Origin of the sequence: Sphingobacterium paucimobilis HER1398, assembly GCF_000416985.1 — a bacterium.
GTDB classification, from domain to species: domain Bacteria; phylum Bacteroidota; class Bacteroidia; order Sphingobacteriales; family Sphingobacteriaceae; genus Sphingobacterium; species Sphingobacterium paucimobilis.
The window spans coordinates 167,113-192,736 of sequence record NZ_ATDL01000022.1; the positions used below are offsets into that span (position 1 = coordinate 167,113).

Here is a 25,624-nt window from a genome sequence, read left to right on the forward strand (position 1 = left end):
TCACAGCCTAGCGAGTGCCTGCTTTATATTAACGGGCTTATCCCAGATTGCCGCCCACGGATCTTTCTTATCTTTCACACGCTTTAGCATACTCCGGATATTAAAAACCTTGATCTGTAGCCCTACCTTAAGTTCTTCCCAAAATAAGGGGGCACTTGCTGTAGCTCCTTCCTTAGGCCGCAACGAATAGGGTGCCGCAATAGTCTGCCCCCTTCTATTTTGTAAAAAATCCAAATAAATCAGCCCCTTTCGCTTTTTGGGATCTCGTACGATACTGGTCGTTTCCTGGTGCCGCTCATGGAGTATGGATGCCAATAACTGTATAAAATCGCGTACGATATCGTAATCATACTTCGCCTTTACATACAGGTAGATATGTAATCCTGTCGATCCAGAAGTTTTCAGAAATGCGGGTACACCTATCTTATCCAATAGCTTTTTAGCATCTTGAGCGATACGGACGACCTCATCAAAGTCTGCTCCATTAGGATCCAGGTCCAGCACCCCGAAATCGGGCTTCTCCGGCTTTTTATAAGTGGCCAACCAAGGATTTATTTCAATAGATCCCAGATTAGCGATATACAACAACGTCTGTTTGTCATTACAGACGATATAATCGATTTCCTTACCGGTACTTTCTGCATGGACAGGTACTGTTTTGATCCATTCCGGTATCTTGTCAGGATCCACATCCTTCTGAAAAAAACCATCCTTCTCGATTCCATTCGGGAAGCGGTGCAGAGAGATCGGTTTGTCTTTGAGATAGGGCAATATCCAATCCGCCATTTCTTCATAATAGGCGATCATCTGCCCTTTCAGATAATTATCCTTAGGCCAGTAGACCTTATCCAGGTTGGTCAGTTCTACAGTCTTACCTCCGATCTTAAGTGTCTCTTCATTTCTGTCTATATCCATAGCTTCTTCCGTTTTGATCTCCTTTGCTTTCTTATCTTCCCGTAGCATCTTAAATACGGGGTGTCTTAAATGTTCTTCTTTTGTCCATTCTGAATAGTATACCTCCGCTATCAATATCGGTTTTAGCCAGATCACCTCCTTCTCCTTAGCCACCTTTGTCCCTCGGGCAAATGGCTTCCTTCCATTCTCCAACCGTTGCATCGTTGTATAGAGCGACTGCAGCAAAGCATCGCTAAACCCCGTTCCACAGTTACCGATATAAACCAGTTGACCTTCCTTATAGAGACCCAGCACCAATGCGCCGAAAAAGTCCCGACTCCCTTGAGGGCGGGTATAACCGCAAATAATCACCTCCTGGCTATGCCTCAGCTTGTATTTTACCCAACTTGTACTCCGCGTTCCTTCGAGGTAACGGCTATCCTTTTCTTTGGCCACTATACCTTCCCAGTTGTTATCCTTTGCAATCTGCTGTACCTCTACGCTATTTCCCTTCAGTGACTCTACTTTCTGTATAACCTTCACTCCATCCATCCGTTTAAGCAGTAGATTTAGTAAATCTCTACGCTCTTCCAAGCCATAGGCAGTCACTTCTTCTTTCTCCAAGCGCAGGATATCAAACACATAATAATGTAACTTCAGTGCACTAGGGATAGGCTCCCCACTGGCTATCAGCTGAAAGTGGGCCTTTTTGTCCATATCTTCGATCACCAATTCCCCATCCAAGCAAACATCCCGATCCAATCCATCAATTTCCTCTATTAATGAAGGAAACAGATGGTTCATCAGCTTCCCATTACGGGAGTAAAGATGCGTGCCTTGGCTATCATGTACCGCCAGTATCCGGAACCCATCATATTTTTTTTCATACAGCCAATCCCCTCCCTCCGGCAGTTTCTCAACCAGCTTGGTCAACATCGGTTTTGGAGGAGGCCCACTCTTGAATGCCAGTCCTGCGATTTTTACCGGTTCAGCTACCCTATCTTCACTATTATACGGCTTATCTGTAGCGTATTTATCCTGATGCTTGATCAGCAACCACGCTTTTTCATCGCCTCCTTTCATACGTACCAAGGCAAACTCACCACGTAAAATATGACCCCATAGTTTAAACTTAATTGACCCCTTCTCCCAATTTTTCAAAAACTCCCTTTCATTTTCCACATCTGTAAACTCATAGTAGCCCGAATCAAAAATGTGCACTGTACCAGCGCCATAATTTCCCTTAGGAATATTGCCTTCAAAAGAGGCATAATCTACAGGGTGATCCTCCACCTGCATGGCAAGTCGCTTATCCTTAGGATACAGTGATGGTCCCTTCGGCACCGCCCAACTTTTCAGAACACCATCCAGCTCCAATCTGAAATCATAATGTAGCCGTGAGGCATGATGACGTTGTACCACGAAGCGCAATTTATGTTTAGCTTGCTTTTTTATAGGGCTCTTTCCCTGAGGTTCATCCGTCTTTTCAAAATTTCTCTTTCTTGTATATGTTTCTAATTTGGCCATGCTGTCTGTCTTTACGTTAAGTGCTGAACACTTAAAGATGCCTAAGGTTCATAAAAACAACAAACTAAAATGCGATACAACAAGCCTTTAACACGTACTTATCGCTCACATTTACGTATTTCATCCCACAACTTCTTACTGACCTAACCGTTCATGGCGTACAACATTTAATAGAAACATAATGCGAACACCTATTCCCGAACAGATTGAAGGCAAGGCCTTAGACTGTTTTAAGACCATAGATTTCCCGAGCTTACAGGACTCAGCACGTTTTTTCGAGCAAGCAAAAACCAAACTGCTCGATATCAACAACTGGCATCAGATTACCGGTAGACCGTCTGCCGAATTTCAGATTATGGATTCCTTCGGCCTCCCCTTGGATCGGACCGTCGAAAGAGGAGACTATATACGTATTGACATTCCAGGACCGGGTCTGCCTTCAGCCGATGGCTACGATTGGGTACAGGTAGAAAGCATAGACAAGCAGAGCGAAGGACAAAACCAGCGCCTTACCCTTACTTTAAGGCCTAGTCCTGATCCCACAAATGAGCATACCGATACCGCACATTTTTTTAAGCGTCTTGCTACTTCGTCTATTTTGTTAGAACAGACAGGCAAACGTATTTTCATTCATTACGCCGGACGCAATGAAATCATAAATACCGACAACAGCTCCATCCTTGACAATTTCAGAAATTTCATGGTAGGACTAGGCGCCAAAATGGGAGCTTCTTTCCCACAATGGCAGGCATTGGTTGACGGATTGGGCAACAGTAGGACAATGAATAGTAATTAATTTAACACTTTTAAAACAATAGAACACATGAAAAACGAGAAAAACAACAAAACGACAACAGAGAAAGAGCAGGAGTACAAAGACCGCAATCAGAAGACCAAGGTAGAGGATAATACAGGCAAGCGTCCAGAAAAAGATACTAATCCACTTCCTCCTAATCCGAATCAGGTAGACAACCACGAAGAATAAAAAAAAGCGTGCCGGTATTATCCGACACGCTTCCCATTATAACAGCTATACTCGGAACCTAGGTTCCTTTTTCTTTATGCCGCTTTTCAAGCGGTCTATCCGTTGGATCGTTGGGCATATCATTGAGTTGTTCGTCTTGGGGATCCACTCCTGCTTCTGCATCACCGTCATGTTTGGCATCTACATCCTCCAGCACCTTCCCTTCACTGCTCAGGCGTACTTTTTTGGTCTTCTGCATCTTATTCCCTACCAATTTATTCTCATCTTTTGTCGCCATATTCCTTACATTTTATTATTCTTGACCGTATCTACTATCGGGGGAGTCTCTTTATTTACAGGAGCAGTATCATCCAGTTTTAATTCCTGGGCCTGCGTTAGATGAGACTTTAATGCAGGCAATTTATCCGCGGCCCATATCTTCAACGTTTCGTCGGTCATCGTATTATCACCATTCACCCCCTCATACAATGCAATCGAATTTTCGTGAGAAGCTACCGCAGCATCCTTAAACGCCTGATCATATTGTCCTGCTTCGGTTCCTTCCAATACTCCCAATTGGCCATGATGGCTTTGATCTAGCTCAGTAGATATAGTCCAGCCTTTAGCTTCTGCATACTGCCGCAACTCATTCAGGATCTGCTGATGTTCGTCAACCAGCATACGCGAGTATGCTTTAATCCCCTCATTAGACGACCTTTGTCCTGCTTGCTGTGCTAGCGCGACTTCATATTGATTGGCCATCACCGCCTTGTTAACAAAGTCCTGTTCCGGATTTTGCTGTCCGAAAGACATAAATGTTATAATCCCTAGAATTACAACAGCCCAATTTACATACTTTTTCATGGAGTTATCTTCTTAAATGTTAAACTTCAATTTTCTTCTTCTACAGCTTTCGAACACACCAGCAAAACATTGGTTGCCATAATTTACATTTCAAGTATTTATACGTTACACGATGGGTCTTACACCTTTTAAGCGCTTTTTATACGTTAATAATCAAGCAAATGAACTATATAACCGATCGTACGTTTTTACTAAAACCTCCAGCTAGCCCCTTTGGGCGACTGGAACTTCATTAAAACAACTTTTCTATGAATATGATGATTTACTACGGCCTTAGTCTGTTATTCGCGACCAGCATATCGCTCCAATCCAATGTCGATCAGTTAAGAAAAAACTACCTTGCAGCGAGTCAGGACGAATCCATCTGTAAGCAGGAAATAGAACGCATAAAAGATTCTTCCGGTGAATCTCCTATAGAAATGGCCTACCATGGAGCCTACCATATGCTATGGGCCCAATACCTTAATGCGCCACTGAGCAAACTCAACAGCTTTAAAAAAGGAAAAAAACTTATGGACAGCGCTTTACAAAAACGCTATGGAGATCCGGAGATTCACTTCTTACGCCTCACGATCCAACAACATGCACCCGGCATACTTAAATACAACACCAATATCCAAGAGGATGTGGATCAGATTACCAAACATTGGGAATCTCTACCCTCTGCACCAGTAAAAAAACAGGTAAAAGACTTTCTGACCTCCAACCAGCTACTCCATGACACGCAGCTAAAAAAGCTCCAGATTTAACCGCATCGCTATACTAAGCGAGTTGATTATTTCCTACACAAACGAAAGAGGGCATATATATGCCCTCTTTCGTTTTGCTTACTACCTCATTTCAATTTTTAATCGTGTCCCTGGGTCTTCACAATTTTATTGTAGATCCCAAATAACAAAAATGGTGCTACCCACTGTCCTACAAACAGTGACGTATGTTTATGCCCGATACATTTAAGCGCCAGTGAAGCCGCCATCGCTGTCAATGCAGTACAGAGGTATATCTTTGAAGGCACCTGCGCTGTTTTGCTTTCTATTTCCTTGGTCATCTGACCTTCTTCCAATTTTTTGTTTTCAACATTTTCCATAGTCATTACTGATTTTAGTGTTCATAAATTAATTTTCTATTCTTTTATAAAATTTCTTCATCATTATGTTCCCAGTCCCACTTTTTCAACGGTGCGAGAGCAGGACCATTCAATAGATGCCCTTCACAGTCATATCTTGCACCATGGCAGGGACAGTCCCAACTCTTTTCTGCGGTATTCCATTTGACAATACAGGCCGCATGGCGACATACGGGATCCACTCCATATAATTTACCGTTTTCATCTTTGTACACTCCTATTTTGTCTCCTTCATATCGGATTACGCTCGCCTGTCCTCTACCTAATTCTGCCAGCTCCTCCATATCTTCTGCCCGCAGCCGGCCCTTGACAAAACTTTTTATGACGTCTAGATTTTCAATCAGCAGATCCCTCACGGCGGATAGCGGTCCTACACGTGTAGGCGAATACAGTTTTTCGTATTTACTTTTACCCTTTATGATCAGATCTGACAGGATCCTGGCCGCCAGTGTTCCGAATATCATTCCGTTACCACCATATCCAGTTGCCAGCAATTCATTTTTATGTGTACGTGATGTACAATATCCAATAAAGGGCAAGGCATCCTGGCTTTCATAATACTGCGATGACCATTCATATTTCTTCTCTTTCACCTCATACTTACCTCGCACAAAAGCCTCCAGTTCACTGAAGTTATAACGCTCGTTGGCATCATGCGCAGTCTTATGATCCTGTCCTCCTACCATGAGCAAAGGTTTGCCCTCATGCCATACCGTACGATAATAATGGAATGGCTCGTCCATATCATAGATCACTGCCTCCGGGCAGTCCGCATCATTCTGTAGTTCGAACACTTGAATGTAACTCCGATAAGGCGCCAGTCGAAAATTCATCCACTGTACACCCGGCGGTGTATGTGTGGCGTAGACTATCTTTCGAGCCAACCAAAGCTGCCCATTTGCCGTTTTCACCTCCAACTTATCGTCTGCACCAGCATTGACCTGCTGGACCAGTGAATTCTCAACCAATTGCCCACCTAGGTCCAGAAAGGCCCTGCGCAAACCCAGCATATACTTTGTAGGATGAAATGTTCCCTGTCCCTCAAATACGATTGCCTGTGTGTAATCAAAAGGTATTGGTACATCCTTTGCTTCCGCTACGTCGATCTTTACCTTAGCTATGGCCTCTTTCAACCGGTGCAATTCTGTTTCCTGTTCTTCGTCCTGCGCATACATATACCCTTTGCAACGGCGTAGGTCACAGTCAATACCATATGTCTCTAAATTCACTTCAATATCCAATATGGCCTGCCGGGCCGATCTCGCCACCTGTATTGCTTTGTCGATTCCATGTTGTCTAATAATATCGGTATATGGGGTGTCCAACACCGTATTCAGATGTGCAGAAGTACCACTGCTCGTACCAAAAGCCATATTATGGGCATCAATAAGCAGGCAATTCAGACCTTCCCGCTGTAAGCGCAGTCCAGTAGAAAGTCCTGTTATACCAGCACCAATGATCAATACATCATAACATAAACTTTTATCCATTCCTGCTAGCGGAAACTCCACCGTATCCTGCCATATACTTATTTTATTTCCGTCTCTCTTCATCATATCATCTATTGTGCCTTATTATTGCCTGCGAGATTAAATATTCCTTCACCTATATAAGATTTGATGGCAAATCCTCTGACATCCCTTGCCAAGTCGGTGAATCCCTTAGACCCGACCCCAGTAGAGAAACGAACGAATACCTCCGTTTCCCTTTTCGTATTGGTCAAAAACCCGGCTTGTGTAAATTTCGGAATCGGTGTATGTAGCTTGAATACGACTCGAGCGCCAGCGCCCCTAGCATGCACTACGCGTCTGGGGATACGCTCACAGGGATCTCTACTGCCTTCAGGCAGTGTATTAAAATCATCTTGAATAGTAGTCCCTTGATTGAAAGTCAGTGGCAAATTACTGCCTTCTCCTTTGGGTTTTGTTCCATTCTTATCATTTTGTTTCATGGCAAATGTTGTTTTTTTGGTTACACCTTTATGTACAGGCGAGCGTCCAAAAAGTTGATACCAAACAAAAAAGGGGTACTTACCCCTTTATTACCGTACTAATACGACATTTGCCTTGTTTATTAGCGTATACTCTTCCCGCGGTAACGTACAATCCCGTCAAAACGCACTTTAGGGGATTCTGCACATAACACATCATCTATGCGTAGCAATGGTGCATCTTCCGAGCCAGTGACCTTACAATGCAGCATAAAGTCCTGCAGACTATCCGCTTTTTCGGGAAGCCAGTATGTTTCCGAATCCCGTGCTCCAACATAGGCCTTTAGGATATCATATCCTTCCATTTTGAGACTGACCAATAGGTCTCTAACACGTTTCTTAATCATATTTATCAGCTTAATTGTTATAGTAAATAACAAGCTAACTCAAAAAGTGTTCATCGGCTCTCAACTATTTTGTCATTACACTGTTCGTGCTACTATATTCATCAAAAAAATAAGCATATGTTTTTATCTATTCTAATCGGCGTCCTATTTATTGTATCAGTATGGTATCTCATCGTAAGATTCAAAAAGAGAGGTGAACTCCATAACAGAAAGAATGAATAGTTAGCCCGAAGCAATCCTTATTTGCTTCGTTTCCATTTCACGCTGTATTATTTCCAGAAAGTTACTTCTAAACTTTTCTATTAATTGTACATTTCGGATACCTACCTGTATAGATATCTGATAACTATCTGCGGTCATTCCCTGGGTCCATATTTTTATAGGTATTGCCCTATCTACTTCTTCAAAGGATTTAATCTTTGTCCGCAGCCAGGCTTTCCATTCATTAAGCTCGACCGACTTATCGACAATCAATTGCATATTCAGACGTATATCCGAATCAGAGAATGTCCAGTTGACCAGCCTACCGGACAATAGGTCGCCGTTAGGTATGATTACGCGCGCTCCCTGATCGGTCAGCAACGTACTCGAGCGGATACCTACTTCCATCACCTGCCCTTTCTTATCAGCAAGCTCCACATAATCTCCAATTTTGAAAGGCTTCTCAAAGACCAATATAATACCCGATACAAAGTTGTTAATGATATTCTGAAGCCCCAGTCCTATTCCCACACTCAATGCCCCGATAATAACCGTGAGCTTATCCATACCAAGTCCCAATATGCTTATTCCAATCAGGAAGCCCACTACGATTATCGCTAATCTGAAAAGAGGAAACAGCGTCATTTTTTGCATATGTTTTTCAGACCCATTCGGAATATCAATAATCCGCTTTAACGTTTTTTGGAGCCAATTGGAAGCGGCTACCACGACCACTGCGAGGAACAGGTCCCCATATGAAAAGTTAATGCTACCCAGCCTATGCGAGCTATTAAAAATGCGATCAAAAACCGTAGCCACTTCACGCGTAAGATGTAGCCCATTGAATAATACCAAAAGCACTAATATGGCAAAACAGAAGCGGATAATCCGGTCTACCGTAGCCAACATCTGCTTGGGATCAAACCGCCTAAACCACGAATCCTCTTTTGATAGCTGATATTGCTTTTGCAAATCGTGCAGCAACATATCCCTGATTGCACGCAAAGATAATCCCTGCAACATACCGATAGCTGCTATCAGGCTCCACATGCGTCCCATATCAAGATAACCGAGTACCAAGAAAAGAATTGCCAAAGCATGTGCCAGAGCGATAGCCATACGTGCATAGCCGGGTAGATAACCTATTGGATTTTTCAGATCGGTACGCTGCCCGATACGCCAGAGTAGATATACACCGACAAGATTTACTGTAAGCGCCAACAACTTTGTCCAATGCTCATCAGACAACAACAGGTTTGCCAGCAACATTGCTATATAATATGCAAAGGTAAAAAGCATGATCCGCCTCTTCATGACGGATAGTTCAGAATAAAGAATTAGGCACAGCAATATGAATATGATTAAATAACTTATTTCGAGAACCACAATTGGCACCGTAAGAGAGGTAATCGGCAATAACACCAAAAATAAAAGTAAAGCCTTTAATATCGGTATCCACAGCGGTTCGTTTTTATGAAGTGTAAGCTCGTCTACATGTTCTGGCGTCTTTCTGCCTAACCTAAATATCCAATAAAAGTAGAATAGGCTAATAAGCAGGATAAATAGTCGGTTACCCCAGGTGGATATTGCGAAATAAGAGGTCGAAGCACCATCTTTGACCCAATTTTTTTCCATAGTCTTCAATACCTGCTCTCTGCTGGGGCGTTGAGCAGTGGGGGTAGCCTGGATAGCGGCCAGTTCCTCCCTTCGGTGTATAGTGGTCCGCTGTAGGTATTCGACATCCAGCACTAACCTATTTATTCCACTCTCCATACGGCGGAGTGTATCGAGGAGTTGAGGAACCTGTAGTTTCAGTGAATCGGCTACTGTTATTTCTAGAACCCCTGTCGTATCCGTTACCTGATCTTTCTTCCGATTTACTTCCTCGCTGAGCTGCGCTGCTTTCACTGACTTTCCCAATGCGAGCATCTCTGTCCTTGCGGTTGTAAAAAAAATAAGGGTACTGTCAATGAATGCTTTATCCGCCTGATTTCTGACCCAAGACAGTTTTCGTTTTACACTATCCAATTTGCCAGACCAAAGATTCAATACACTTTGCCATTGCCGGATGTGACCATTAGGCTGCACTATATCTTCACTGCCTAGCACTTGATTTAATGTATCTGTTCCTTGGAGTTGTGTTCCCTGCACATTACAGCAAAACACCATGAAATTTAGTACAAAAAAAATAAACTGTTTTTTCATATTAAATAAATCCAAGTTTATCAAAGCCAGCCTGCAATAATTCGTAATAAGAATCGGTCATCTCTTCAAGCCAAGCTCTTGTTTTATCCTCACTGTAATGTGAGGTCAGTACGAGTAGCACCGCGTTTCTTCGTTCCATTTTTTCTATCTTTAATGCTCATTTATGGACAAAAGCGGAGCTTTGCTGACATGCAAATGCTCCGCTTTTCTATTTAAATCAAAAGAACGGACTATATCAGGGCATGATTGGCGTAGGCGGTATCAGACTGTCAATACTATCTTTTGTCGATGTCGCCGAGGTATCGATCGGACTATCGTAAGTATTATCCGGCATACGTTCGCTTCTGTCCGCACCCTCCGTTGTATTGTCTCTGTTTCCACATGCTGCTGTTCCTAAAACAACAAGCATAGTTACACTAAATAAGATCTGTTTCATAGCTCTCTCGTTTATATATAAGTTTCTGTTTCTCCATAGCGAACAATACAATAGCTCTAGGGTTGAAGTCAAGAAAAATTAGGGTGTTTTATACGGCTATCAGCAAGTATAAACACGCATCTTTCATCTTGTTACGAACCAAGTCCCAAAAAAGAAGTTATTTAGTTCAAACGCCTTATATACAGATATATGAAAGAGAAACAGAAAAAGAGCGATAAAGGTAAAAAAGAAGACAAGCATCCTTCTAAATCGAAGAACAGCAAACGGTTAGTACAGTTATACCGAACCGGACTACGGGGGTACTCTCTAGTTGATGAGACTGGAGAAGGTAAATTTGAAAAATGAATATAATAACCTATATTTAACGTTTGGAGGTCTCGCTATGAATAAAATATCAATGCGCTGCGAAGATGAACAGATTCATCTTTGTGGACAAGTTCAAGAGTTTGGTTTTTTATTGGTATTCGGTCCGGATCTCTCCTGTACGGCTGTAAGCGAGAACGTTGCAAAATGGTTAGACCTTTCTATCCAAGATCTTTTAGGATCTCCCATTGCCGTCTGCTTGGACAAACTACCCTTGCCCCCGATCAATTTCCAACAACTCTTTTCCTCGTTTGAAAAAGACCCTTTATTCCGAGAGGTATCCGAAGTTATCATCCAAGCTATTCCCTTTTACCTGAGTATACATCAACGAGGGGAATTACTGTATCTGGAGTTTGAGCAATGCAATCCCTCCAAACCCAGTAGCACCAAGTTATACTCTCATGCACGTAGTTTAGATGGGGCCGGCGAAAACCTATGGTTTGCACTATGCGAAAGCATCTACCATGTTATCGGCTTCGACCGTGTGATGATCTACAAGTTTATGGATGACGGCAGCGGCCAAGTAATCGCCGAGAAAACGGCCGATGATATGAACTCCTTGCTAGGCTACCGATACCCCGAGTCCGATATTCCGGCACAAGCGCGACAGCTGTATAGCCAATTTATTGCGAGACATACTGTAGACGTCAATGCCCCTACCTATCCTATTTTGGGCAGAGATATCAGCACACTCGATCTTGGGCGATGCAGCATACGTGCACTATCCCCTATACACTTACAATACCTACGTAACGCAGAAGTAGAGGCCAGTGCCAGCTTTTCCATCTTGGTAGACGGACACCTATGGGGGCTGGTCACCTGCCAGCGCCGTAAGCCCAGAATGATAGATCTCGGCCAGCGGCATCTCTGCGTATTCCTCGTACAATATACCGTAAATAGGTTTCTGGCCTATCAACGCAATTTAGATTTACAATACAATAAGCGTATCAAAACCCTGGAACTGGATCTTAAAGAAAAACTACTGGTAAATCCCGATATCCGGACTGTACTGTGCGATCATGCAGGCCCTATGTGCGAGATGGCCGGCGCGGATGGGCTGATCATCCATCATCCTGAAGGCACCTATCGCTATGGTTCATGCCCCGATCGGAAGCATTTCGAAAAGATACAGCAGGTCATTAGTCAACGGAGTAAAAAAGAACTTGCTGCCTACCAGCAGATACAAGTAGATAATCCGGATGGATCTTTATTTCCGGGCGTAGCTAAGGTCAACATCTTGAATATTCCTCGACTGACCCTATACTGGTTCCGCAAGGCTATTGAAGCCGAAGAAACATGGGCAGGCAACCCCGAGAAACACTACCGCTACGATACGAGTACGGGATTGAACTATCCTTCCCCACGTACTTCTTTCGAAGCCTGGAAACAGACCATACAGGGACAGGCTCCCTCCTGGAAAAAACGGGAGCTTTTGTTTATGCGGCGTGTACGCTATACCGTACAGGATGCTGTCATGAAGCGTATGTCAGAAATCCAGGTGCTTAATGAAAAACTCGTCGAACTGAACAGTACACTTGACACCTATAGCCATACCCTGAGCCACGACCTCAAAAATCCGCTTTCGGCGATCAAATTGGCAGCCCAGATTATCCAACAGCGCAGTAACCTTCCAGACGAATTTCTAAAAAAAATAAGCGGGAACGTACTCGATGCCGTTCAGCTCATGTCCGATATGATGCAGCGAATCTCGGAATTTTCAAAATCCAAGAGCTTCGATTTCACCCCTCGCCTGGTCGACCCCGAAGTATTGATCCATAAAATCATCTCAGATAGCAAAAAGGCTTACCCCAATACTGTGATAGATATTAAAATTGGCAAATTACACCCTTTTTTAGGTGAAACAAACCTGGTCTATCAGTTATTTTCCAATGTACTGACTAATGCCATCAAATACAGTAGTAGAGAACAACAGCCCCAGGTACATATAGAAAGCTATAAGGGTCAAGGATATATCACCTACCGTGTCATAGACAATGGGATCGGTATTCCTGCAGAAGAGTTGGATACTGTGTTCGAAATTTTCAAACGGACGAGCAATGCCTTAGCGTTTGAGGGTGCAGGCATAGGTCTCTCCGTGGCCAAGCGTATCGCTGACCGATTACAAGCACAGCTTCAGATCGAAAGCCAGCTGGGCAAAGGCTCGCTGTTCATCCTAAAATTTAAAGACCTGCCGGAGGAACCTGAAGAAAATATAGCGTCAGAAGATCAAACGGAACAGAAGCAGCATCAGAACCACGCGTTATAACACTCATTTACAACACCTTTTACATAAGAGATCACGATAAACCACATGCGATTGGCATGGTTTGTGTCTACTAAGAGTTTGAATTATACCCTAAAATTGCAGTATGGAAAAAATAAATCTGAACCTATTAGACGTTTTGGATCATTGTCCTTTAGCCACGGCTATCTATGACACAGCAGATTTACGGATTACCTACGCCAATACAGCCATGCTTGATATGTGGTGTATGAGTACAGATATTTTAGGCCAGTGTTTTTCAGAGGTTTTCCCGGGTTTCACAGAAGAGGGATTTACCAGCATCCTAGAAAAGGTATGGTATACCGGTATCACCTATCGTGCTACAGATACACCCGCTGTAATCGTGGACGGCAACAGCAAATACACCCGTTATTTTGATTTTGAGTACAAAGCATTAGTCGATTCAGAGGGCATTACATACGCCATCTTGCATACCGCTACAGATGTCACCAAACATCAGATTGCCACTAGCCAACTGCGCTTACGTGAAGAGCAATTGTCATTCAACAATGATCTGGAAACACTCACTTATACCCTTTCTCACGACCTAAAAAACCCCTTATCCATAGCAAAAATGGGGATCGGATATTTGAAAAGCCAAAAAGACGTCCTTGCCTTCCATAATCTACAATGGTACGACACTATCGCCCAGGCGCTGAACAATGTCGAAAACATTGTCAATCAAACCGTACAACTCAGCGCAGCACGTTCTATCGCCAATGTACAGGAGATGAATCAACTCGACGAACGGATAGCCACCTGGTGTCAAGAAGTCAAACTACTCTATCCCCAATTCAAGGGTAATATTTCCTTAGGGCAGCTCCTACCCGTGTACGGTGATATCGGTGCAATCTATCAGATATTCATTAATACCATCAGCAATGCGGTCAAGTATTCCACCTGCATACAGCAACCCGAAATCGAAATCTATAGTGAGCAGATTGACAAAGGAGTAGTTTATTTTATCCGAGACAATGGCATAGGTATTCCAGAGAATGAACTGGATGAGATATTCTGTGTACATGGGCGTGGGAGCAATGCCAGCAAACAGCAAGGTACGGGCATCGGCCTCTGCTTGGTCAAGCGTCTTCTCGAGCGGTATCGAGGTACCATCAATATCTCGAGCAAAGAAGGCAAAGGCACCCTAGTACGTCTTTTTTTTCCTAAACTAAGTGCCTTTGAGAATAATTAATCTTCGGTACTGAAGCTAATGATTTCCTGTGAATCCCGGTGTCTAAAGCTTAATGATAACCGCTCCTTATAACCGTGCAGTTTCTCATACGATGGATTCTCACTATACTGATCTTCCAAATTACGCAGGACTTTTAATACCTCCCCGTCGTCTGGATATTCCCCATACAATACCTCGGTATGAGTCAGCTTATCCGGCGCCTGCACACTCTTTATCACTTTAATATTCCGTTGATTGAGGACCTGTTCCATAATGAATACTGTATTATAAATAATTTTAGGCCACCCTGAAATCATCTTTTTCAAACAGCGTGTAAAACAATTAATAGCGGAGAATCGTTATGTGGGGTGGCCTAATAGCTTGTTTATGTTATTCTGCTTTTGAATTCAGATTCGTATCTGCCAAACTGGTCAGTAACTCATCACATTTCTTCTCTTCCTTCAATGTCTGCAGCAATAGTTTCAATGCTTTTTCCAATTCCAATACCTTCGCAAATGCAGCCAGCGTACCATAGGTCGCGATCTCGTAGTGCTCCACCTTCTGCGCCGCTGCAATGATGCCGGCATCGCGTACCGCTCCTGCTTCTGTTTCCTCCATGATACTCTTTCCCTCATCAATCAGTCCGGCCATAGCATCGCATTTCTCTGCTTTTGCCTTTTGTCCCATACTCTCAAAACACTGCTCCAAGCGTTGTACATGCATCTCCGTCTCTTCGATATGCTGCGTAATCGCCTTTTTCAATCGCTCAGAAGTCGCATTTTTCTCCATTTTAGGCAATGCTTTCAACAGTTCTTTCTCGGCCCAGAATATATCTTTCAGTCCATCTTCAAATAAGTCCTGTAAGTTCTTTGCAGCACCTGATTTTGCTTTTTCCTTTTGTCCCTCTTTCATTGGAGCCTTTTTGCTAGCGGTAGTACCAGCGTTTGTCTTTGCTTTAGTGTCTGCAGTAGCACTCTTAGCTGCAGTCTTGGTTTGAGCCTTTGTTGGGGTTTTTGTTGTTGTTGCCATAGTTCTCAATGTTTAAGTATTTAATGCTTATTACTTGGAGAACCCCCAACTGTCCAGGGCGTTGAGCTAGAACGGGGCAAATCCGTATTAGTTACGACAGATTACGTACAAACACCTACACCTCATCCCGGTTTCCCTTTGCCTTGTCATCCTCTGTCAACGGCGCCGGCGGTACCACACGCACCTCCCGTTCTATTTCTCTCACCTCTACATAAACCGCAAATTCCGAAGGCTCTATAGGTGTTCCTTTGCAGATCGCATATTCCCGGGTGTATACTGCACCAAAATAGAGAATCGCGGAGGTATAGTACACCCACAGCAAAATCAGTACAATCGCACTGGCTGTCCCGTATGTACTTTCTGTATCCGAATTTCCGATATACAGGCCGATAAGGAAATGGCCGATAACAAAGAGAACAGCCGTAAATAGGGCGCCCGAGCGCACTGTACGCCACTTGATATTCACATCCGGCAATACCTTAAATACGATACAGAACATGAGGAATATAATGCCAAAAGACACCAGGAAATTAATCCCATTAAACAATTGTACCGAAGCATCCGGGAAGAAACGCTGCAGGCGGTCAGTCAATGCCATCACGATACCATTGACGATCAGCGTCACCACCAGCAAAAAGCCAAGCCCGATGACCAGTGAGGAGGACAGCAAGCGGTCCTTTACAATCTTCAGCCATCCTTTTTTGACCTTTGGCCGCACATGCCAGATATTATTAATAGAATTCTGGATATCGCCAAATACCGTCGTAGCCCCTATCAGTAGCGTGACCACACTGATGATCAGCGCCATATTCGACTTGCCGGAGAGTGACAGGTTCTTGATAATATCCTGCACCTGTAGGGCGACACTACTCCCAATCAGTCCCCTGAGCTCCGTAAAAACCTTTCCCTGAATCGCTTCCTCGCCCAAAAATATACCGGCCAGCGAAATCATGAGTACCAAAATCGGCCCCACGGAAAAGACCGTGTAATAGGCTAGAGAAGCGCTGTACTTTAAGGCCGACTCATTCATAAATCCCAGTACGGTATTCTTCAATATTGTAAAATGTGTCTTGATTATATTTTTCTGTTCTTTTGCCATAATTATCCCAGGTGTGTCATTTACAGAACCCCTAAACACCCTGAATAGTTCACAAACAGTTAAAAGCTATCGATGAGGTACCAGCTCAGTATAAAACCGATCACGGCAATCAATATCGCTATAACACTGATAATAGAGGAACTGGGGGCAAACTCTCCTTCTTCTATCTGCTTCCCGATCTTTCGATATTTGAGGTAAGCCAACAATGCAGTCACAGCTCCAATGATAACGATTGCCGTACCGACCTCACTGGAGTACCCGTGAGGTGCAGGTTCACTCGTCTGCGGACTCAGCATGGCCGTAATCTGCCGCATGAACAGTGAAAATTTAACGACTACAAAACCAAAGCCCATTATTCCTAAACTGGTCCGTATCCAGGACAAAAATGTTCTTTCATTGGCCAGGTGGTCGTTTACTTTCTTAGAACTGTTCGTATCTAACATTATTTGTAAGTATAGCTGTGTAGTATTTATTATTATTATCCAGCTAAAGAACATCTGACCTCCTATTAAGTTTTAACAGGTGTATGCAACTATTATCTTCTACGGCTGTTAAATAATTATTAAAAGATAAATGAAAAATAATATAGCTTTTCATTTGCCCGTTATCATAATATAAAAGACACTTAAACACAATAATTTGGATACAACAACCATAGGACACACACCTCTCGAACCATGTTCCTATCTTTCAGATAGGCATCAGTGCAATATACTGATCAAAAAAGAATACCATAATCTCAATAAAACTTCCAAAGATCGTCCTGCTTGGCATATGATTCAACAAGCAATCAAAAGCGGCAAGCTGAAACCTGGCTATACCATTGTTGAGGCAAGCAGCGGTAATACCGGTATAGGTATTGCTCAAATAGCACAGCAATTAGGTTACCCCTGCTGTATTTTTGTCACTAAAGACTGTGCTAGGGAGAAACTTGCTCTTCTACGACAGCTCGGTGCACAAATCTTCATCTGCGACAACTCCAACGGTATAGATGACCTACTCTCCAGTCAGTTTCAAGCAGCCCATTATGCAGCCAACAATCCTTCCTGTTTTTTTACCGATCAATATAACAACCCCCAAAATCCGTTAGCGCATTATCTAACTACAGGTCCCGAAATATGGGATCAATCTCACGGCAAGGTGAGCCACTTTTTTGCAGGCATCGGCACAGGGGGAACGATATCAGGAATAGGCCAATATTTGAAAAGCAAGAATAATACGATTCAGATATGCGGTATTGAACCCCATGGGTCCATACTTCAGTATTACAAGGAACACGGCTCCGCACCGCCGAAAACGTCCACCATGGACAAAATAGATGGCATTGGTCGCCGATTCATTCCCGGTACATTTGCGCCCAATCATATCGATAACATTCTCCAAGTGAGCCGTCAAGAAACCATATCATGCGCTCATGACTATTATGAAGCAACCGGTACACTACTGGGGTTCTCGAGTGCAGCTGTCCTCGTTGGGCTTGAACAATATCTTCAGCAAGACAACCCACACCCTCCTCAGGATATGGTACTACTCTTCGCAGACTATGGCGATCGTTACCTGAACAGCCTTTACCCTAGTTTAAAAGAAAAACAAGTACAGTATGATAAGCTTTAATGATTTTGCTATTCCGTTAGCATGGCCAGATAAAACAGCATTCGGTGACGAACGCTGGATGGCCTTTCTAAAGAAATGTGGTATCGTTAAGAATCTCAATTTCAAAGTAGGTCATGCTGCACTCCTGCTGATATCCCGTCATACTGGCGCTATTGATTACTATGACTTTGGCCGATATGTAACACCGCGTGGCGATGGACGTGCGCGCTCCAAAGTCTTTGATCCCCGGTTAAAAATCGATACCGTAGCTCAATTTTCCAGCGGCAACATCAGCAACTTAGACCATATACTCCGCAATTTATCTGCTATCGAAGAGGCAACGCACGGAGGAGGCCGTCTGCTTTTTTCGATTGTCAACAACATCTCCTATATAACTTGTCGAAAATTTGCAGACTCCCTGGTCGCTAAAGGGCCGATTCCCTATGGCGCTTTCGCAGCTGGCAACAATAGCTGTTCGCGATTTGTAGCACAGGTTCTCATCGCTGGCATGCCTCCTAATGACCCGCGTATTCGCAGGTTAAAATACCCAGAAACCCTAAAGCCCAGTCCCGTCAGTAATATAGTGAATACCCGTAACGGAGGTTTCGTCCATTGTTATGAGAACGGAGATTTACAGCGTTGGAAATCCAACCGTTTCCATTCCCTCAAATTTCATTGGCAATTACTGAAAGAAAATCTATCCCACAGCCATTTTGAAACATTGGGCTGCGATATAGGCAATGGTCAACTGGATAATCCCAGCCGACCGCCCCATCTCCAAGATAACGCGCAATGGCTTGGAGGTATCGGCGAAGGAATGTGGTTTCAGATTTTGCCAATTCCACACCCCTTATGCTATCTGATAGAAAGTTATAATGCACAAGGACAATTGATCAATCAAGTAAACACCTTATGCCCACAGGATACTTTTGACATACAAAAAGATTTCGAAATCACCAGGCAAATGGATGGAGCATACTTTACAATTATACAAAACGGCATGAAGCATTTATTTAAAAAAACAGAAAACAAATACTATAAAAAATATCTTAACGTAATTTAACAATGGAATTGACCTTATTAAAAGCAAAAATCCACACGGTAACAGTTACCGAGGCAAACGTCGCATATAACGGCTCGATCACAGTAGATGCTGATCTATTAGATGCCGCAGGGATCAAAAAATACGAGCAGGTTTACATCAACAACGCGGTAAGCGGCAGTCGTATTATGACGTATGTCATTCCTGGCAGGCGAGGCAGTGGGGAAGTGTGCATGAATGGGGGTGCAGCATTGCATGCACAGGTAGGTGATACCGTACATATACTTTCATTTGTACATATGTCTCCAGAAGAGGCAGACAGCTATCAACCCACATTGGTATTTACAGAAGGCAACAATCAGATTAAATCGATTGAAAAATACGATTATTAGCTATATCTTTTCGTATTTAATGCTTTAGTCCATTTTGATTTTCCGCAACGGTTACATTGCGGAAAATCTTCCTTGATATATTGTACAATACAGCCACAATACATACAGGCGAATGGCCCGTTTGTCGTGCTGACATTTACCTGTTTATAGAAAGTCGGAAATAAAGGTAACCCGTACCTCACCTCTTCATCGGCGTAGAACAATACGCTCAGCGTACCATCCACTTCCAATACGGCATCACGGACCTGCCCGAGATGCTCCACATTGAGGTTACGCAACTCCGCAAAAAACTCCATTTTAGAAAAGTTATTATCATCTTCGTGCTGTAGGTCAAATGTCCCGTTCTTCACTACCGATAATACCTTGCCTTCCAGCACATGGGTCAGCTTTTCAGAACGGGATGCCAGCCATGTAATGGTTTTGTACACCAGCATCACACAGGCAAAGACAATAACAGCATATACAATCGGTAGATCTTCTTGAAACATGGGGTCGCCTGCTGCCGATCCCAGACTGATGATAATGGCTACCTCAAAAACCGTGAGCTGGCGTACGCCCCTTCTTCCCGAGAGACGGAGGATCGTCAGAATCAGTACAAACATGATTACTGTTCGGATCGCTATCTCTATCAGAAAGTCCCCTTGAGAATCAGGGCCTATAAGGTCGTCCATTTCCATCATAACATTTTTCTTCTGTACAAAAAAGTGGTGCCTCTTTAAGAAACACCACCAATCATTAATACTGTTTTAAACTTTGCTAACATTGCGCATTAGTAAGTTCTGGGAGAATAATCGGTATATCGATTATTCCCGCTGATAGAACAGCCCTAATCACTAAACGTTCATTTATTTTTTATTTTCTTTATCATTTATTTAGAAAGTAGCTCTTTTAGGCGATTTGCATTTTCTATTGCATGCCCATGCATATCATTATTAAAATAGATATAGCTATCCTGCACCTCTGGATGTACCTCGATCGCTTTGACCAACCCCTTCAGCTCTTCATCCGTATAGCTAGATCCATACAACTTGGTACTACCGTGCATCCGGTAATAGACCATAGACGTATTCACGACCACTTCGTCTGGCAGGTTAGGGTGGCTCATCCCGCAGAAAGTGATGTTGTGATTTCCTAATTTTTCGTATACTTCCGGTCGCCACCAACTCGCATGCCTGAACTCTAATACATTTGGATAATTGCTATCCAAAGCATCTATAATCCGTTGGAGCGTCATATCATCATATGCCATACTCGGAGGGAGCTGGAATAGCACACACTTTAACTTTTCGGCTAAGCCATGCTGCACCGTATTATAAAAGTCCGCTATCAGAATCTGGGTATCTACAAATTTCTTATAGTGCGTAATCAAGCGTGGTGCTTTAACCGCAAAACGAAATTTTTCCGGTGTCCGCTTATACCAGTTCTGTAAAAAAGCGAGCTGTGGAAAGCGGTAAAAAGTCACATTTGACTCCAAGGTTTCAAAATGCCTGCAATAATAATCCAACCAGTCCTTCTGTGGTAGATTGCTAGGATAAAATTTACCTTTCCAATCCTTATAATAGAACCCCGAACACCCGATATGCCAATTCTTCATTTTTATACTTAATGATGTCGTGGAGTTATATGTCCGATAGATGACAATTGCTGTTTACTAAAATGAGGGTGTTCGTAAAAGGTATCAGGGTCGTACTCCATCGTAATCAGACCACTCTCACCCAACACCTTTCGAATGGCAATCTCATCGCTCGGACTTACAAAATCTGGATCGTAAGAAGGCAACTGCATTACCTGTTGCAGGGTAACCGGTACGACTACCACATCCACCTCTGAATCGTACGTGACCTTGCTGCCATCATGTAGTGGGATATTTTCAGGATGCACCGAATCGTCGACAATCGCAGATGGCGTATGATCTACCTCCTGGATCTCCTCCTTGCTAAATACTGCTATTCCTATCGGTATCAGAATCTGTTTCTCCAGACCCGCAGAATAATTGTCATAATCTACCTCTACCACGATATAGCGCACACGCTGTGATACCTCATCAAATAAAAGTTCATCTACCTCACCAATTTTCTTTCCCTGTAGGTCTTTGACATCCCAGCCCCTGATATCAGGCTCTCCGTCTACAATCTCATAATCACTGCCTGTCAATTCGATCAGGCGGTTATTTCTTATTTCTTGATGTTCCATAGTCCTTCTTATTTAATTTCCTTTTCTCGTGTTGCATCTTCAAATACCACAATCTGTACATTGCGATTCTGCGCCCTACCTTCCGCCGTCTTATTGCTTGCAATAGGTTGTCGTTCACCTATAGAATGAACAGAAATTTTCCGATAATCTACCCCGCCGTGGTCGACCAGCCAGTTTTTAACTTCCGCAGCACGATCAGCCGCCAATGTATTATTATGGGCAGGGCTACCTGTAGCGTCTGCACTTCCATATACTCCTATGTACGCACCATCAAATCGCTTTTTAAGAATCGTGGCGATCGCTCTCAGTTTCGGTTCCGAAGCAGCCTGTATATTCTTTTGATCTTTGGGGAACAGTATATTTTCTCCCAGGGTATAAATGGTGTAGTCCGTTCCCTTCCGTATAGATATATCCGGATCTGTAATCTCCGGATCAGTAGTTGCCGGAGCATTGAAATCAATGCTATTCCAATCCGGCTCGGTAATCGCAATAGCCTCTCCTTGATCCGAAGCGAGGTCGGCATTGCTATCCACTATTGCGGCGTCTCCAGTAGTTTCGGTATTATGCCCCCGTATCCATAGCATGACGACAATCAATGCGACGATTGCCAGTAACAACCATAGCCACCAGCCCGTCCTATTCTTTCTCTGTACTTCTAAATGTGCCATATCATTTTCTTTTTAGCGTTATTTTATTGAAATGAACAGGAACCGACAGCAAAAGTTCAAAACCAATATTAATTTAAGTTAGAAATCCGATCTGCATTCTTGAGGCCAACCATACGTTTAACAACTGATAATCAATAGTGAACTTTTTCGACACGTAGCTGTTATAGAATAGCACATTAACTACAGAACTATGAATACGATTCTCCGGACAAAACTGATCATCTATTATTTCACGGTCTTATTGACAACATCCGGCCTATTCTATGGCTGCCACCACGATAATAGTACCTACAACGATAACCAAGGTTTTATCAATAAAGCACATAGTTCCTTACAACTAAAGATCGCCGCTGGTAATCTAGCCGTTCAAAAAGGCCAAGCGGACAATATACAGGACTATGGAGAAGAAGTCGTAAAAGAACACAGCGGGACCTACGAAGAGATAAAAGAAATGGCCATTGCCAATAGCTGGATCGTTACTGAAGAGCTGTTGACTACCCACCAGAAAAAGTTCAGTGATTTACAGGAACAAGAGATATCGAAATTTGACCTCGCTTTTGCGAAATTGATGGTGAGCTCGCATGAGGAAGTAATCAATCTGTTCCAAATCGCCAGCGTTAACGAGAATGGGGTCTACGATACCGATGTACAAACATTTGCCCGAACCACCCTGCCTGTACTTCAGTCACAGCTCATCGGAGCAAAAGAAATTCTCGACCAAGTGGACGAGATTTAAGCGTTCACGTTGTTCATAGCGAGGAGAATCGACTATCCCACACAGACGCACCTAAAAATGTACTTTTAATATCTTCACGTCTTACGAAAGAAATTCTAACAAGGAAACCACCAGTGCATAAAATAGACCATATCATTCTTAAAAAACAGCTTGATATGGCCGTCAGACATACCGGTATCATCTTCCCTTAGCTTAATCACCCAAAGCGTTCCTTCTTTGTCCAGCCCCAGTCTTCCTTTCACTGCGGTAGGAAAAAGGCGTTGTATCTCATCCATCGTGGTGCTAGCGTCGATTTTGACTCCTTTATAGGTGATAAAGTTTCCGTTTTTAAACCAGAACTCATCTACAGCGACACTGTCTTTACTGGTTTCAAAGCGCGAACCGTCTTTGTAAATGTAGGTATCGTCTGGCGCTTCGGTATCAAAGATCGTGAAACAAGGAGCTTCATCTTTTAACCATTTGACACTATCGGGCTTTCCGAAGTTATCTTTAAACTCCGTAAGGGTGAAGTAGCGCCCCACTTTACCATTGAACCGGATATCTTTTTCCAGCATCACATCACTCCATCCACTATGCTGAGAAGGTCTGGTCGGAGTAGTCACCGCGTTACATGACTCTAAAAGGTTATATCCTTCAAGAATGGACTTGTCATATTTTAGCTCCTTCGGATTATCGGGGTCATGAGTAATGTCCATGAGCTTATTCCTCTTACTAAAAAACTCCAGCCAACCGACGGTATTCTCCATCTCGCGTTCCGATCCGGTACGGTCAGAAATGTCCGATTTATAAAGCTCTATCGTCAGCTTATCAGTCTCCGTGGCAATAATCCTAGCCTGTACCTCTGATTTATTAAAGCTTTCAAATGCGAGCGCATTACTCGACCTTACAAGTGCTGTAAGCAACTCCGTGCAGGAATAATCTTTAATAGTTGCTATCTCCTCACTGCTGGTAATGGGTTGATCATTTTGAACAGGTTTCTTATTTGGTGCACCTGAGCAGGATAAGAAGATAAATGGAATTAAAATAAAAATTCTTCGCATAAACCACATTTTTAATCTATCGTTGATTGCAACGCTAAAGTTATGCCATTTTTCTCTCCATTTACTTTAGAATCTGCCCCACCATCTCCGATTTAAGGCAACTGCTATTCAAAAGAAGCACTAACACAACGTATTTATACGGACGGGTTTGATTTAATACGGCATTTTTAGTTTTCGGGTTTTGTCTTACAACATAGTCCTTAGTTTTCTGTTCTTTATTCAGAATAAGAACGAAACATAACGTCACTATGAATATCGCCATTATAGGAACATACCCACCAAGGCAGTGCGGTATCGCCACATTTACGCAGGATTTATTCAGATCTCTAAGCCTGGATCCGAGCATAACACCCGCTATTATTGCCATTTCGGATGGTAGCGAAGGCATCTTTCCTTCTGAAGTATCCGCAAGCATTGAAAAAAACAACGTTTCCAGTTATCTGAAGGCCGCGGCACATATCAACGAGACTTACGATGCCGTTATCATCCAGCATGAGTACGGCATATTCGGAGGCGAAAGCGGCGACTACATATTATCATTAGCCAAAGCTCTTTCCGTCCCTATCGTTAGTAACTTTCATACGGTGCTCCAACGCCCCAGTGACGCGGAGCTCCGGGTACTTAAACAGCTTGCAGCCTACAGCCATAGCATTACCGTCATGACTGATACTGCTGTAGAAATGCTCAAGCGCATTTACAATATCCCGGCCCGTAAGATAGAGCTCATTCCTCACGGCGTGCCCCATTTTTCCTACCGTCAAAGCGAGGCCAAACAACAGCTTGGCCTGACCGGTAAGAAAGTAATGCTCAGTTTCGGATTTCTGGGCCCCAGTAAGGGCTTCGAGACCGCTATTGAAGCCGTAGCGGCTGTACCGCAGGATGATTTTGTCTATATTATTTTGGGCAGTACACATCCCAATATCTTGCGGGAGGCAGGAGAATCCTATCGCGAATACCTACAGACAAAAGCACAGGAACTGGGTATAGCCGACAAGGTCTGCTTTATCAACGAGTTTGCTTCCGAAAAACTACTTACGCAGTACCTCAGCGCCTGTGATATCTATGTCACGCCCTATCCCAATGAGAACCAGATCAGCAGCGGTACGCTTTCCTTTGCAATCGGTGCAGGCGCGGCCGTAATATCTACACCATACTGGTATGCCAAAGATTTATTAAAAGACGAACGTGGGCTGTTATTTGACTTTAAAGACAGCAAAGCACTCAGCCTGATCATCCGCACCCTATTAGAAGAGCCTCAGGTATTAGCGAAGTACCGGTATAATGCGGCCCGTTATGGCGCGTCGATGAGCTGGAGCAATATAGGTAAGCTACAATCCAAACTTCTTAAACGGATTATAGCACATGAGGTGTCCGCCCCAGTGACCTTACCCCGCAGCAGCGCTCCGCACCATGTTAATAATCTATTACATACATCCACTCATAAACTGTCCTCTTAAGTA

The 25,624-nt window shown here is 43.3% G+C and carries 30 protein-coding genes; 11 read left to right on the forward strand and 19 right to left on the reverse strand.

Translation table 11 applies throughout. The features are described 5' to 3' along the window. The gene (ligD, locus tag M472_RS42365) at positions 1-2,421 is read right to left on the reverse strand and encodes a DNA ligase D (RefSeq protein ID WP_021072027.1); all 2,421 of its coding nucleotides are present in this window, start codon (positions 2,419-2,421) and stop codon (positions 1-3) included. A 181-nt stretch (positions 2,422-2,602) separates the two neighbouring features. Between ligD and M472_RS42370 the strand changes: the two genes are divergently transcribed. Together M472_RS42370 and M472_RS45520 are read left to right on the forward strand one after the other, a co-directional pair. Then, complete coding sequence (locus tag M472_RS42370; RefSeq protein ID WP_021072028.1) at positions 2,603-3,217, forward strand: hypothetical protein; 615 nt, start codon at positions 2,603-2,605, stop codon at positions 3,215-3,217. A 27-nt stretch (positions 3,218-3,244) separates the two neighbouring features. Then, positions 3,245-3,406 carry a hypothetical protein gene (locus M472_RS45520; RefSeq protein WP_021072029.1) on the forward strand — a complete coding sequence of 54 codons (162 nt, stop codon included), beginning with the start codon at positions 3,245-3,247 and terminating at the stop codon, positions 3,404-3,406. 58 nt (positions 3,407-3,464) lie between these two features. On the opposite strand, the gene M472_RS42375 is transcribed toward M472_RS45520, so the two are convergent. Together M472_RS42375 and M472_RS42380 are read right to left on the reverse strand one after the other, a co-directional pair. After that, complete coding sequence (locus M472_RS42375) at positions 3,465-3,683, reverse strand: hypothetical protein (RefSeq protein WP_021072030.1); 219 nt, start codon at positions 3,681-3,683, stop codon at positions 3,465-3,467. 5 nt (positions 3,684-3,688) lie between these two features. After that, positions 3,689-4,249 carry a DUF4142 domain-containing protein gene (locus tag M472_RS42380; protein WP_021072031.1) on the reverse strand — a complete coding sequence of 187 codons (561 nt, stop codon included), beginning with the start codon at positions 4,247-4,249 and terminating at the stop codon, positions 3,689-3,691. Between the two features lie 248 nt (positions 4,250-4,497). Between M472_RS42380 and M472_RS42385 the strand changes: the two genes are divergently transcribed. Then, complete coding sequence (locus M472_RS42385; protein ID WP_021072032.1) at positions 4,498-4,998, forward strand: hypothetical protein; 501 nt, start codon at positions 4,498-4,500, stop codon at positions 4,996-4,998. Positions 4,999-5,096: 98 nt separating this feature from the next. On the opposite strand, the gene M472_RS42390 is transcribed toward M472_RS42385, so the two are convergent. The 7 genes from M472_RS42390 to M472_RS42415 all read right to left on the reverse strand — a co-directional run bounded on the left by M472_RS42390 (position 5,097) and on the right by M472_RS42415 (position 10,554). Beyond that, positions 5,097-5,336 (reverse strand): hypothetical protein, encoded by a 240-nt coding sequence (locus M472_RS42390; protein ID WP_021072033.1) that lies wholly within the window; start codon positions 5,334-5,336, stop codon positions 5,097-5,099. A gap of 44 nt (positions 5,337-5,380) precedes the next feature. Then, positions 5,381-6,931, reverse strand: coding sequence for an FAD-dependent oxidoreductase (locus M472_RS42395; protein ID WP_021072034.1), 1,551 nt, complete (start codon positions 6,929-6,931; stop codon positions 5,381-5,383). A 5-nt stretch (positions 6,932-6,936) separates the two neighbouring features. Continuing rightward, on the reverse strand, positions 6,937-7,326 hold the full coding sequence (locus M472_RS42400) for a catalase (RefSeq protein ID WP_021072035.1): 390 nt from the start codon (positions 7,324-7,326) through the stop codon (positions 6,937-6,939). Positions 7,327-7,448: 122 nt separating this feature from the next. Beyond that, on the reverse strand, positions 7,449-7,712 hold the full coding sequence (locus tag M472_RS42405) for a hypothetical protein (protein ID WP_021072036.1): 264 nt from the start codon (positions 7,710-7,712) through the stop codon (positions 7,449-7,451). A gap of 222 nt (positions 7,713-7,934) precedes the next feature. Next, entirely contained in the window at positions 7,935-10,118 is a 2,184-nt protein-coding gene (locus M472_RS42410) for a mechanosensitive ion channel family protein (protein ID WP_021072037.1), read from the reverse strand. Between the two features lies 1 nt (position 10,119). After that, complete coding sequence (locus M472_RS45525; protein WP_021072038.1) at positions 10,120-10,257, reverse strand: hypothetical protein; 138 nt, start codon at positions 10,255-10,257, stop codon at positions 10,120-10,122. A gap of 96 nt (positions 10,258-10,353) precedes the next feature. Continuing rightward, positions 10,354-10,554 carry a hypothetical protein gene (locus M472_RS42415; RefSeq protein ID WP_021072039.1) on the reverse strand — a complete coding sequence of 67 codons (201 nt, stop codon included), beginning with the start codon at positions 10,552-10,554 and terminating at the stop codon, positions 10,354-10,356. Positions 10,555-10,743: 189 nt separating this feature from the next. Here M472_RS42415 and M472_RS45530 point away from each other — a divergent pair, with 189 nt between their 5' ends. The 3 genes from M472_RS45530 to M472_RS42425 all read left to right on the forward strand — a co-directional run bounded on the left by M472_RS45530 (position 10,744) and on the right by M472_RS42425 (position 14,393). After that, entirely contained in the window at positions 10,744-10,899 is a 156-nt protein-coding gene (locus M472_RS45530) for a hypothetical protein (RefSeq protein WP_021072040.1), read from the forward strand. A 37-nt stretch (positions 10,900-10,936) separates the two neighbouring features. Then, the gene (locus M472_RS42420; RefSeq protein ID WP_158499943.1) at positions 10,937-13,183 is read left to right on the forward strand and encodes an ATP-binding protein; all 2,247 of its coding nucleotides are present in this window, start codon (positions 10,937-10,939) and stop codon (positions 13,181-13,183) included. A 103-nt stretch (positions 13,184-13,286) separates the two neighbouring features. Further along, positions 13,287-14,393, forward strand: a complete 1,107-nt coding sequence (locus M472_RS42425) for a PAS domain-containing sensor histidine kinase (protein WP_021072042.1) — start codon at positions 13,287-13,289, stop codon at positions 14,391-14,393. Here M472_RS42425 and M472_RS42430 read toward each other — a convergent pair. From M472_RS42430 to M472_RS42445, 4 genes are all read right to left on the reverse strand, one after another. Then, complete coding sequence (locus M472_RS42430) at positions 14,390-14,644, reverse strand: hypothetical protein (RefSeq protein WP_144062793.1); 255 nt, start codon at positions 14,642-14,644, stop codon at positions 14,390-14,392. The genes M472_RS42425 and M472_RS42430 overlap by 4 nt on opposite strands. 118 nt (positions 14,645-14,762) lie before the next feature. Next, positions 14,763-15,401, reverse strand: a complete 639-nt coding sequence (locus M472_RS42435; RefSeq protein ID WP_021072044.1) for a YciE/YciF ferroxidase family protein — start codon at positions 15,399-15,401, stop codon at positions 14,763-14,765. Positions 15,402-15,516: 115 nt separating this feature from the next. Beyond that, a complete protein-coding gene (locus tag M472_RS42440; protein WP_021072045.1) occupies positions 15,517-16,500 on the reverse strand; it encodes a YihY/virulence factor BrkB family protein in 984 nt (327 codons plus the stop codon). Positions 16,501-16,559: 59 nt separating this feature from the next. Beyond that, positions 16,560-16,943 carry a YidH family protein gene (locus tag M472_RS42445; RefSeq protein WP_021072046.1) on the reverse strand — a complete coding sequence of 128 codons (384 nt, stop codon included), beginning with the start codon at positions 16,941-16,943 and terminating at the stop codon, positions 16,560-16,562. A gap of 196 nt (positions 16,944-17,139) precedes the next feature. On the opposite strand from M472_RS42445, the gene M472_RS42450 reads away from it, so the two are divergent. From M472_RS42450 to panD, 3 genes are read left to right on the forward strand one after another with little or no spacing between them, the layout of a single operon-like run. Next, positions 17,140-18,114 (forward strand): PLP-dependent cysteine synthase family protein, encoded by a 975-nt coding sequence (locus M472_RS42450; protein WP_081643233.1) that lies wholly within the window; start codon positions 17,140-17,142, stop codon positions 18,112-18,114. Next, positions 18,101-19,156, forward strand: coding sequence for a DUF6695 family protein (locus M472_RS42455; RefSeq protein WP_021072048.1), 1,056 nt, complete (start codon positions 18,101-18,103; stop codon positions 19,154-19,156). Before M472_RS42450 ends, M472_RS42455 begins: the two co-directional genes overlap by 14 nt. Positions 19,157-19,158: 2 nt before the next feature. Then, positions 19,159-19,527, forward strand: a complete 369-nt coding sequence (gene panD, locus M472_RS42460; protein WP_021072049.1) for an aspartate 1-decarboxylase — start codon at positions 19,159-19,161, stop codon at positions 19,525-19,527. On the opposite strand, the gene M472_RS42465 is transcribed toward panD, so the two are convergent. From M472_RS42465 to M472_RS42480, 4 genes are all read right to left on the reverse strand, one after another. Next, the gene (locus tag M472_RS42465) at positions 19,524-20,207 is read right to left on the reverse strand and encodes a DUF421 domain-containing protein (protein WP_051146159.1); all 684 of its coding nucleotides are present in this window, start codon (positions 20,205-20,207) and stop codon (positions 19,524-19,526) included. The genes panD and M472_RS42465 overlap by 4 nt on opposite strands. Positions 20,208-20,395: 188 nt before the next feature. Continuing rightward, positions 20,396-21,121 carry a DUF72 domain-containing protein gene (locus M472_RS42470; protein ID WP_021072051.1) on the reverse strand — a complete coding sequence of 242 codons (726 nt, stop codon included), beginning with the start codon at positions 21,119-21,121 and terminating at the stop codon, positions 20,396-20,398. An 8-nt stretch (positions 21,122-21,129) separates the two neighbouring features. Continuing rightward, a complete protein-coding gene (locus tag M472_RS44790) occupies positions 21,130-21,720 on the reverse strand; it encodes a PRC-barrel domain-containing protein (RefSeq protein WP_021072052.1) in 591 nt (196 codons plus the stop codon). An 8-nt stretch (positions 21,721-21,728) separates the two neighbouring features. Continuing rightward, a complete protein-coding gene (locus tag M472_RS42480) occupies positions 21,729-22,388 on the reverse strand; it encodes an OmpA family protein (protein WP_021072053.1) in 660 nt (219 codons plus the stop codon). Positions 22,389-22,578: 190 nt separating this feature from the next. Here M472_RS42480 and M472_RS42485 point away from each other — a divergent pair, with 190 nt between their 5' ends. Next, the gene (locus M472_RS42485; protein WP_021072054.1) at positions 22,579-23,124 is read left to right on the forward strand and encodes a DUF4142 domain-containing protein; all 546 of its coding nucleotides are present in this window, start codon (positions 22,579-22,581) and stop codon (positions 23,122-23,124) included. Positions 23,125-23,219: 95 nt separating this feature from the next. On the opposite strand, the gene M472_RS42490 is transcribed toward M472_RS42485, so the two are convergent. Next, positions 23,220-24,164: a hypothetical protein gene (locus tag M472_RS42490; protein WP_144062794.1), complete on the reverse strand. Its 945-nt coding sequence runs from the start codon at positions 24,162-24,164 to the stop codon at positions 23,220-23,222. A gap of 248 nt (positions 24,165-24,412) precedes the next feature. Here M472_RS42490 and M472_RS42500 point away from each other — a divergent pair, with 248 nt between their 5' ends. Then, a complete protein-coding gene (locus tag M472_RS42500; RefSeq protein WP_021072057.1) occupies positions 24,413-25,621 on the forward strand; it encodes a glycosyltransferase family 4 protein in 1,209 nt (402 codons plus the stop codon). The last annotated feature ends 3 nt before the right edge of the window (positions 25,622-25,624 follow it).

Bases quoted from the DNA above. Each gene is read 5' to 3' on its own strand.
- M472_RS42400 (WP_021072035.1), bottom strand. From the start codon at position 7,326: ATGAAACAAAATGATAAGAATGGAACAAAACCCAAAGGAGAAGGCAGT.
- M472_RS42395 (WP_021072034.1), bottom strand. From the start codon at position 6,931: ATGATGAAGAGAGACGGAAATAAAATAAGTATATGGCAGGATACGGTG.
- M472_RS42390 (WP_021072033.1), bottom strand. From the start codon at position 5,336: ATGGAAAATGTTGAAAACAAAAAATTGGAAGAAGGTCAGATGACCAAG.
- M472_RS42490 (WP_144062794.1), bottom strand. From the start codon at position 24,164: ATGCGAAGAATTTTTATTTTAATTCCATTTATCTTCTTATCCTGCTCA.
- M472_RS42485 (WP_021072054.1), top strand. From the start codon at position 22,579: ATGAATACGATTCTCCGGACAAAACTGATCATCTATTATTTCACGGTC.
- M472_RS42480 (WP_021072053.1), bottom strand. From the start codon at position 22,388: ATGGCACATTTAGAAGTACAGAGAAAGAATAGGACGGGCTGGTGGCTA.
- M472_RS42380 (WP_021072031.1), bottom strand. From the start codon at position 4,249: ATGAAAAAGTATGTAAATTGGGCTGTTGTAATTCTAGGGATTATAACA.
- M472_RS42465 (WP_051146159.1), bottom strand. From the start codon at position 20,207: ATGATGGAAATGGACGACCTTATAGGCCCTGATTCTCAAGGGGACTTT.
- M472_RS42425 (WP_021072042.1), top strand. From the start codon at position 13,287: ATGGAAAAAATAAATCTGAACCTATTAGACGTTTTGGATCATTGTCCT.
- M472_RS45525 (WP_021072038.1), bottom strand. From the start codon at position 10,257: ATGGAACGAAGAAACGCGGTGCTACTCGTACTGACCTCACATTACAGT.
- M472_RS42415 (WP_021072039.1), bottom strand. From the start codon at position 10,554: ATGAAACAGATCTTATTTAGTGTAACTATGCTTGTTGTTTTAGGAACA.
- M472_RS42500 (WP_021072057.1), top strand. From the start codon at position 24,413: ATGAATATCGCCATTATAGGAACATACCCACCAAGGCAGTGCGGTATC.
- M472_RS42470 (WP_021072051.1), bottom strand. From the start codon at position 21,121: ATGAAGAATTGGCATATCGGGTGTTCGGGGTTCTATTATAAGGATTGG.
- M472_RS42420 (WP_158499943.1), top strand. From the start codon at position 10,937: ATGAATAAAATATCAATGCGCTGCGAAGATGAACAGATTCATCTTTGT.
- ligD (WP_021072027.1), bottom strand. From the start codon at position 2,421: ATGGCCAAATTAGAAACATATACAAGAAAGAGAAATTTTGAAAAGACG.
- M472_RS42445 (WP_021072046.1), bottom strand. From the start codon at position 16,943: ATGTTAGATACGAACAGTTCTAAGAAAGTAAACGACCACCTGGCCAAT.
- M472_RS42385 (WP_021072032.1), top strand. From the start codon at position 4,498: ATGAATATGATGATTTACTACGGCCTTAGTCTGTTATTCGCGACCAGC.
- M472_RS42435 (WP_021072044.1), bottom strand. From the start codon at position 15,401: ATGGCAACAACAACAAAAACCCCAACAAAGGCTCAAACCAAGACTGCA.
- M472_RS42455 (WP_021072048.1), top strand. From the start codon at position 18,101: ATGATAAGCTTTAATGATTTTGCTATTCCGTTAGCATGGCCAGATAAA.
- M472_RS45530 (WP_021072040.1), top strand. From the start codon at position 10,744: ATGAAAGAGAAACAGAAAAAGAGCGATAAAGGTAAAAAAGAAGACAAG.
- M472_RS42440 (WP_021072045.1), bottom strand. From the start codon at position 16,500: ATGGCAAAAGAACAGAAAAATATAATCAAGACACATTTTACAATATTG.
- M472_RS42430 (WP_144062793.1), bottom strand. From the start codon at position 14,644: ATGGAACAGGTCCTCAATCAACGGAATATTAAAGTGATAAAGAGTGTG.
- M472_RS44790 (WP_021072052.1), bottom strand. From the start codon at position 21,720: ATGGAACATCAAGAAATAAGAAATAACCGCCTGATCGAATTGACAGGC.
- panD (WP_021072049.1), top strand. From the start codon at position 19,159: ATGGAATTGACCTTATTAAAAGCAAAAATCCACACGGTAACAGTTACC.
- M472_RS42375 (WP_021072030.1), bottom strand. From the start codon at position 3,683: ATGGCGACAAAAGATGAGAATAAATTGGTAGGGAATAAGATGCAGAAG.
- M472_RS42405 (WP_021072036.1), bottom strand. From the start codon at position 7,712: ATGATTAAGAAACGTGTTAGAGACCTATTGGTCAGTCTCAAAATGGAA.
- M472_RS45520 (WP_021072029.1), top strand. From the start codon at position 3,245: ATGAAAAACGAGAAAAACAACAAAACGACAACAGAGAAAGAGCAGGAG.
- M472_RS42370 (WP_021072028.1), top strand. From the start codon at position 2,603: ATGCGAACACCTATTCCCGAACAGATTGAAGGCAAGGCCTTAGACTGT.
- M472_RS42410 (WP_021072037.1), bottom strand. From the start codon at position 10,118: ATGAAAAAACAGTTTATTTTTTTTGTACTAAATTTCATGGTGTTTTGC.